The following is a 6843-nucleotide window of genomic DNA, read 5'->3' as shown; positions in this document are numbered from 1 at the left end:
CCCCGGCCCCCTGCCCCCGCTTCGCGGGGGAGGGGGAGAACTTCATCGCTCGGTGAAGCCTGCCACAGTGCGGAAACCCCGTGGAAGTATACACCCCCTCCCGCGCAGCTTGCGGGAGGGGGTGGACGAGCCTGAGCGAGGCCGGGGGAGGACCTACCGCGGGATGAAGTCGTCCTCCGCGCGCAGCCCGCGGCAGAACGCCGTGATCAGCCGGATCGTGGCGTCGATGTCCTCCAGGCTCACGACCTCGTTGGGGCTGTGCATGTAGCGGTTGGGGACGCTCACCACGGCCGTGGCCACGCCGTGCCGCTGCAGGTAGATGGCGTCCGCATCCGTGGAGGTGAAGCGCGGGCTGCCCTGGATGGTGTAGGGGATGCCCTCGCGCTCCGCCGTCTCGGCCAGGCGCTCGAACACCAGCGGGTGGATGGCGCTGCCGCGCGACAGCACGGGGCCGCTGCCCAGCTTGTGCTCGCCCACCTGCTTGGCGTCCACCCCCGGCGCGTCCGTGCTGAACGTGAGGTCCACGGCAATGGCGACCTGCGGGTCCACCCGGTACGCCGAAGGCCGCGCGCCGCCCCCGTTGAAGCCGATCTCCTCCTGCGTGGTGGCCACGGCCGTGACCTCCGCCGCCGGCTTGTCCCCCTGCGACAGGGCACGCAGCACCTCCAGGACGACGAACGCGCCCACGCGGTTGTCCACCGCGCGGCTGGCGATGAGGTCGGGGCTCAGCTTTACCAGCTGGGTGTCGACCACGCCGGGGTCGCCCACGCGAATGCCGCGCTCCGTGGCCTCGTCCCGGTTGCGGACGCCCACGTCCACCCACAGGTCCTGCAGCTTGACGGCCTTTTCCTTCTCGTCGGGCTTGATGAGGTGGATGGGCTTCTTGCCCACCACGCCGATCACGTCGCCCTTGCGGGTCAGAAAGCGGATGCGCTGGCCCACCAGCACCTGCGGGTCCCACCCGCCGATGCCGTCCACGTACAGGAAGCCGTCGTCGTCCACGTGGGTGATCATCAGCCCGATCTCGTCCACGTGGCCGGCCAGCATGACCCGCGGGGCGCCGCCGCCCCCCAGGCTCGCGTACGAGTTGCCGGCCACGTCCACCTGCACGTCGTCCGCGAAGCGCTCGGCCCAGCCGCGCCACACGCGGGCGGCGGCGGTCTCGAACCCCGACGGGGCGGGGGCATCCAGCAGCTTCTTGAGAAAATCGAAGGCGTTCTCTTCCATTGATCGGTCTTCGTGTGTCCGAAACGGAGATCAGGGCCGGTCGTTGTCGTCGTCGGGGCGCGCCTCGGCGCGCCGGGCCACGTCGGGCGTGTAGGCGTGGTACAGGTGCTTGGCCAGCACCTCGGCCGCGTACACCTCGGGCGGCAGGTCTTCGTCCCGGGCCAGGGCGCGCAGCGCCTGGGCCTGGCGGGCGGTCAGCTTGAGCGTGAACGGCTCGTGCGGCATGGATCCGATCTGTTCGTCCGTGCTTCCGACAGGCCCGGCTGCTACTGCAGCAGTTTGCGTGCGAGCATTGTCGACTTCGCCGTCCGGCGCGAAAACGCGGCATGCGGCCTCGTTTCCACGCCGGGTGTTCCCCAACTTCCGCGTCGTGCGCGGCGCGTCCCGCGGCTCGCATTCCGCGGCGGGCACGGCGGTTTGCGGTCCCCGTGCCCGGCTGACCACTCCGCCAACTTTCGAATCTTGCGTCGCCAAGCGGGCGCCGTTCAGGCCGCGGCGTCCGTCATCGCGTACAGCGCCAGGAACGTGGTGAGGATGCGGTGCGTGAGCCCCCACACGACGTATCCCCGCGCGCCGAACGCGGGAAACCGCATGGGCCCCATCCCCTCGATCTCCAGCAGGTGCTCCGTCACGGCGCCGGGCCCGCGCAGCTCGCTCACGGGCACCCACACCGTCTCGTCCACCTCGTGGTTGGGCGTCACCTCCACGGGCGCGCTCACCCAGAAGACGAACGGGCGAACGAGGATGCGGGGTGCCCGGCCGCCGGAGAGGGGCCAGACCGGCTCCACGGGCCCCAGCAGCCGCCCGTGGGCCGCCAGGTCGATCCCCACCTCCTCGTGCGTCTCGCGGGCGGCCGTGTGGGCCGGGCCCGCGTCCTCCGCCTGCTCGCGCCCGCCGGGAAGGGCCACGTGGCCGCTCCACGGGTCGCCCTCGCGCTGGGCGCGGCGGATCAGCAGCAGCTCCGGCCCGTCGGGCCCCGGGCGCAGCACGATGGCCACGGCGGCGCGGGGAAGGGCGGGGTCCAGCGCCGGCTCCGCGAACGCCTGCGCGGCGAGAATGCTCGCCAGCGCGGCGATCCTGGGTTGATCCGGCGTCACGTGCGGGTTTGCTTCGGCCCTCGCGCGCGGCCCGGGAGCCTTGCTTTGCCCCCGCCGCGCGGAGAGGTTATCACATTGCGTTCACTTCGGCAACGGTTCTCGTCCAATCCGTCACCCTGCACTTTCTCCCGATGGTTACGCTCCAGGACATCCAGGCCGCCCGCGCCCGCATCGACGGGCAGGTGGTGCTTACCCCCTGCACCCCGTCGGAGACGTTCGGGGAGATGTTTGGCGGGCACGCCTGGTTCAAGTTCGAGAACCTGCAGCGCACGGGCTCGTTCAAGGAGCGCGGCGCCCTCAACCGCATGATGCTGCTGACGGAGGACGAGCGGCGGCGCGGCGTCATCGCGGCCAGCGCGGGCAACCACGCGCAGGGCGTGGCGTACCACGCGCAGCGGCTGGGCATCCCCGCCACCATCGTCATGCCCCTGCGCACGCCGCTGGTCAAGGTGCTGGCCACGGAGCGCTACGGCGCCAGGGTCGTCCTGCACGGCTCCGTGTACGACGAGGCCATGGCCGAGGCCCTGCGCATCCAGGCCGACGAGGGGCAGACGCTCATCCACCCCTTTGACGACCCGGGCATCATCGCGGGGCAGGGCACCATCGGGCTGGAGCTGCTGGAGCAGTGCCCGGAGATGGACGTGCTGGTGTGCGGCGTGGGCGGCGGCGGCATCATCTCCGGCATCGCCACGGCCATCAAGGAAACGCGGCCCGAGGTGCGCATCGTGGGCGTGGAGAGCGCCGTGCTCCCGGCGGCCTTGCGGGCGCGCGAGGCGGGCCGCGTGGTGACGATCCCGCCCGCGGAGACCATCGCGGACGGCATTGCCGTGCGCCGCATCGGAGACACCACGTTCCAGCACATCGAGCGGTACGTGGACGAGCTGGTGACGGTGAGCGAGGAGGAGATCGCCGCGGGCGTGCTGCTGCTGCTGGAGCGCGAGAAGACGGTGGCCGAGGCGGCGTGCGCCACGGCCGTGGCGGCCGTCGTGGACGGCCACATCGCCGACCTGGCGGGCAGGAACGTGGTGATGATGCTGAGCGGCGGCAACATCGACGTGAGCCTCATGTCGCGCATCATCGAGCGGGGCCTGGTGCAGGACGGCCGCCGCGCGTACATGCGGGTGCGGGTCAAGGACCGTCCCGGCGCGCTCGCGGCGCTCACGGCCACGCTCGCGCAGACGGGTGCCAACATCCTCAAGCTGGACCACAACCGCGCCCAGGCGGACCTGTGGGTGACGGAGGCGGAGATCGACCTGGGCCTGGAGACGCGGGGACGGGCGCACGTGGAGCAGATCCGTGCCCAGCTCGTGGATGCGGGCTACGAGGTGCTGCCGGCGTGATCTTCCGCGCGTAGCCCGCATCGTGCGTGGTCGGGCGGAACTGCATTCTCACGCAGAGGGAGCAGGGGCAGCAGAGCACTGCGGTTCCGCGCTGGTTCTGCTTCTTCGCGTGATGCATGGGTCCGGAGCGGGACGGGAACCGCATTTCTCACGCAGAGCCGCAGAGGGCGCAGAGAACTGCGGTTCCGCGCCCCGTCGGCCTTCGCGCGTCTGGGCATGATTCCGGGAGGAGCGTGATGGGCCTGGCGGATGATCTTTCCCTGCGCGACCGGATCTTTCGGCGCGACGGGTTCCGGTGCGTGTACTGCGGCAGCGTGTTTCCCGGCGAACAGCTCTCCCTGGACCACGTACAGCCACGCATGCGCGGCGGCGACAACTCGCCCGGCAACCTCGTCACCGCCTGCCAGCCCTGCAACACCCGCAAGGGCTCCCAGCCCGCGTGGTCCTTCCTGGCCGACCTCCCCGAGGAACGCACCAACTTCCTCCACTACGCCACCGAAGTCTGGCCCCGCCACCGCCGCGCCATCCAGGAAGCCGCGCGCCAGGCAAAGCCCCCGCGCGGCTGATCGAGCACCCTCCCCACGATCTTCCTTCGCCGCATCTCCCGCTCTCAGCCCGATTCACTCCCCCTCATTCCTGCTCCGGATCGCGCGGAAAGCTCGCCGCGGGTCCGATATGGAAGGATGTGTAACAAACGGGTGTGAGCTATGTGGAACGTTTGTCTACTGGCTCCCGGTTTGCATTAGGCTGAGGGTGCCGGTTCGGCGTCGGCGGGAGCGCGGTTGGCGCTCCCGATCCGCCGCAAAAGTGGTTCGCAAACCGGAGGGAGTGGGTCCGTGGGACGCAGTAAGATGCAGCAGATCGAGCGCACGCTCGGCATGGCGACACGGTTCCTGGACGAGGTGAGGGGAGACATCGGACGCGCGGCTCTGGAAGGGGCAGACATCCCGCCCCGCCTGCGCAGCGTCCACGAAAAGCCGGGGCACGCGACCCCGGAGTTTCGCACCGTCGCCATCCCCGTTCCTGATGGAATGGGGGGCGTACCACCGGAGATCCTGTCGGGCACCATCGCGCGATACGCGCATACCAAAAAGCCCGACTGCCTGCTCCTGGCGATGGAGGCGGAGATGGAGGCGGACGGGGAGGGAGCCCGGTCCGTGCTGATCGCGGAGGCGCGCGACCGCACCGGAACGCGGATGTACTGGATGCAGCCCTACCGCCCGGCCGGGTCGCGGGTGGACTGGGACGAGCCGCTGGCGGGCGGCTGGGCAGACCCGGGCGAGGCGGAGCTCATCCTGGACGCCGCCTTCCCCCTTCGCCGCGACGGCGACGCCGACGAGCTGCGCGCCGGCCGCGCGGCCGCCGCCGAGGCGGAGGGCCGCCGGCGCCTGGACCCGCGCCGGCAGCCGCAGGAGGCCGACCGCGAGGTGCCCCTGGCGGGCATCGCCGCCGGGCGGGCGGATTGAGGGAAAGTGACAAGTGCCTGGTGCCAAGTCGTCGGCGCCAGGCACTTTGCGCTTTCGTCACTTGGCACTTGGCACTTGGCACTTGGCACTACGTCCCTTCCGACGCGCGGCTGGCCCGGCCTTCGGCGGAGCCCGCGCGGGGGGCGCGGCCAAAGCGGCGCTCCAGCTCTGCCCAGACGTCGTCGGCGTCCAGGCCGCGCTGGCGCCACAGCACCATCAGGTGAAAGAGCAGGTCCGCGGACTCGGACCGAAGCTCGTCGTTGTCGCCGTTCTTGGCGGCGATGATGGTCTCGGCCGCCTCCTCGCCCACCTTCTTGAGGATCTTGTCCACGCCCTGCGTGAACAGGTAGGTGGTGTACGAGCCCTCGGGCCGTGCCTGCTCGCGCTCGGCGATGATGCTCTCCAGCCGCGCCAGCATGGGCCGCGGGTCCGTCGCCTTGCCCAGGCCGTCCTCCGCGCCGTCCACCGCGCGGTAAAAGCAGCTGCGCTCGCCCGTGTGGCAGGCGGGGCCGGTCTGCCGTACGCGGTAGAGCACGGCGTCGGCGTCGCAGTCCACGCGCACGTCCACGATCTCCTGCGCGTGCCCGCTGGTCTCGCCCTTGATCCACAGCGACTGGCGCGAGCGGCTCCAGTAGTGCGCGCGGCCGGTCTCGCGCGTCAGGCGCAGGGCCTCGGCGTTGGCCCAGGCGAGCATCAGCACCTCGCCGGTGCGCGCGTCCTGCGCCACGACGGGCACCAGGCCGCGGTCATCGAAGGTGATCTGGTCGGTCCAGGGCATGCGTTGCTTGGCTTCGCGCGTGGGCGTTGTTTGGTGGCTGCGGGGGACAGGTTACAGGCGGGCGAGGGAATAGGGAATAGGGAATAGCCTGCAACGGCGCGGCTTTCTCGCACTTTCGCACTTTCGCACTGAAGTATGGAGCACGCGCTGGAACGGGTCGGGACCTGGGCAGAGGGGTGGCGGCGCACGGGCAGCCTCGTGCTGCTGCTGGACTTTGACGGCACGCTGGCACCCATCGTCGACCGGCCGGAGATGGCGGAGATGCCGCCGCGCACCCGCCACGCCCTGGAACGGCTGATGGCCATGGACGCCGTGACCGTCGCCGTCGTCAGCGGACGCGGGCTGGCGGACGTCCGCGAACGCGCCGCCCTGGCCGGCATCGCGTACGCGGGCAACCACGGGATGGAGATCGAGGGCGCCGGGCTGGAACGCATCCACCCCGAGGCCGCCGCCGCGCGCCCCCTGCTGCGGGAGGTCGCGGCCCGTATCGAGGCGGACCTGGAGGGGCTGGACGGCGCGTTCCTGGAGGACAAGGGGCTCACGCTCAGCATCCACTACCGCCTGGCGCCCGAGCGCGCGGAAGAGGTGCGCGAGACGGTGCTGGAGGCCGTGGACGGCCACGCGGCCCTGCGGGTGACGGAGGGAAAGATGGTGCTGGAGGTGCGGCCGCGCGTGGAGTGGGACAAGGGCCGGGCCGTGCTCTTTCTGCTGGACCACCTGCGCCCCCCGGCGGACGCGCCCGTGCTCTACCTGGGCGACGACCGCACGGACGAGGACGCCTTCCGCGCCCTGCGCGGCTGGGACCCCGCCGCCGAAGGCGTGCTCGTCGCCGAGCAGCCGTCCGCCGAGTCCGCCGCCGCGTCGTACCTGCGCGACCCCGCGGAGGTGGGCGCCCTCTTCGAGGCCCTGGCGGACGCGGCGCGGTAGGCTTCGCC

The 6843-nt window shown here is 71.4% G+C and carries 7 protein-coding genes and 1 pseudogene; 4 read left to right on the top strand and 4 right to left on the bottom strand.

Annotated elements, in window-relative coordinates; translation table 11 throughout:
- Positions 1-153: 153 nt before the first annotated feature.
- The 3 genes from VFZ20_RS27560 to VFZ20_RS27550 form a co-directional block, all read right to left on the bottom strand.
- Positions 154-1227 carry a M42 family metallopeptidase gene (locus tag VFZ20_RS27560; RefSeq protein WP_329687176.1) on the bottom strand — a complete coding sequence of 358 codons (1074 nt, stop codon included), beginning with the start codon at positions 1225-1227 and terminating at the stop codon, positions 154-156.
- Between the two features lie 30 nt (positions 1228-1257).
- Positions 1258-1452: a hypothetical protein gene (locus VFZ20_RS27555; protein ID WP_329687175.1), complete on the bottom strand. Its 195-nt coding sequence runs from the start codon at positions 1450-1452 to the stop codon at positions 1258-1260.
- Positions 1453-1712: 260 nt separating this feature from the next.
- Positions 1713-2324, bottom strand: coding sequence for a CoA pyrophosphatase (locus VFZ20_RS27550; protein ID WP_329687174.1), 612 nt, complete (start codon positions 2322-2324; stop codon positions 1713-1715).
- A 131-nt stretch (positions 2325-2455) separates the two neighbouring features.
- Between VFZ20_RS27550 and ilvA the strand changes: the two genes are divergently transcribed.
- The 3 genes from ilvA (at position 2456) to VFZ20_RS27535 (ending at position 5130) form a co-directional block, all read left to right on the top strand.
- Positions 2456-3664, top strand: coding sequence for a threonine ammonia-lyase (gene ilvA, locus VFZ20_RS27545; RefSeq protein ID WP_329687173.1), 1209 nt, complete (start codon positions 2456-2458; stop codon positions 3662-3664).
- 236 nt (positions 3665-3900) lie between these two features.
- Positions 3901-4230, top strand: coding sequence for an HNH endonuclease (locus VFZ20_RS27540; protein WP_329687172.1), 330 nt, complete (start codon positions 3901-3903; stop codon positions 4228-4230).
- A 270-nt stretch (positions 4231-4500) separates the two neighbouring features.
- Positions 4501-5130, top strand: coding sequence for a hypothetical protein (locus VFZ20_RS27535; protein ID WP_329687171.1), 630 nt, complete (start codon positions 4501-4503; stop codon positions 5128-5130).
- 88 nt (positions 5131-5218) lie between these two features.
- On the opposite strand, the pseudogene hisIE reads toward VFZ20_RS27535, so the two are convergent.
- Positions 5219-5911, bottom strand: a pseudogene (hisIE, locus tag VFZ20_RS27530) (bifunctional phosphoribosyl-AMP cyclohydrolase/phosphoribosyl-ATP diphosphatase HisIE); the annotation flags it as partial.
- A 132-nt stretch (positions 5912-6043) separates the two neighbouring features.
- On the opposite strand from hisIE, the gene otsB reads away from it, so the two are divergent.
- Complete coding sequence (otsB, locus tag VFZ20_RS27525; protein WP_329687170.1) at positions 6044-6835, top strand: trehalose-phosphatase; 792 nt, start codon at positions 6044-6046, stop codon at positions 6833-6835.
- Positions 6836-6843 lie beyond the last annotated feature (8 nt).

Origin of the sequence: Longimicrobium sp. (assembly GCF_036280135.1) — a bacterium.
Classification (GTDB): domain Bacteria; phylum Gemmatimonadota; class Gemmatimonadetes; order Longimicrobiales; family Longimicrobiaceae; genus Longimicrobium.
This window is presented reverse-complemented; position numbering and strand designations above follow the sequence as displayed.

Coding starts and splice junctions, on each gene's coding strand:
- VFZ20_RS27560 (WP_329687176.1), bottom strand. CDS start 1,227: ATGGAAGAGAACGCCTTCGATTTTCTCAAGAAGCTGCTGGATGCCCCC.
- VFZ20_RS27555 (WP_329687175.1), bottom strand. CDS start 1,452: ATGCCGCACGAGCCGTTCACGCTCAAGCTGACCGCCCGCCAGGCCCAG.
- ilvA (WP_329687173.1), top strand. CDS start 2,456: ATGGTTACGCTCCAGGACATCCAGGCCGCCCGCGCCCGCATCGACGGG.
- VFZ20_RS27540 (WP_329687172.1), top strand. CDS start 3,901: ATGGGCCTGGCGGATGATCTTTCCCTGCGCGACCGGATCTTTCGGCGC.
- otsB (WP_329687170.1), top strand. CDS start 6,044: ATGGAGCACGCGCTGGAACGGGTCGGGACCTGGGCAGAGGGGTGGCGG.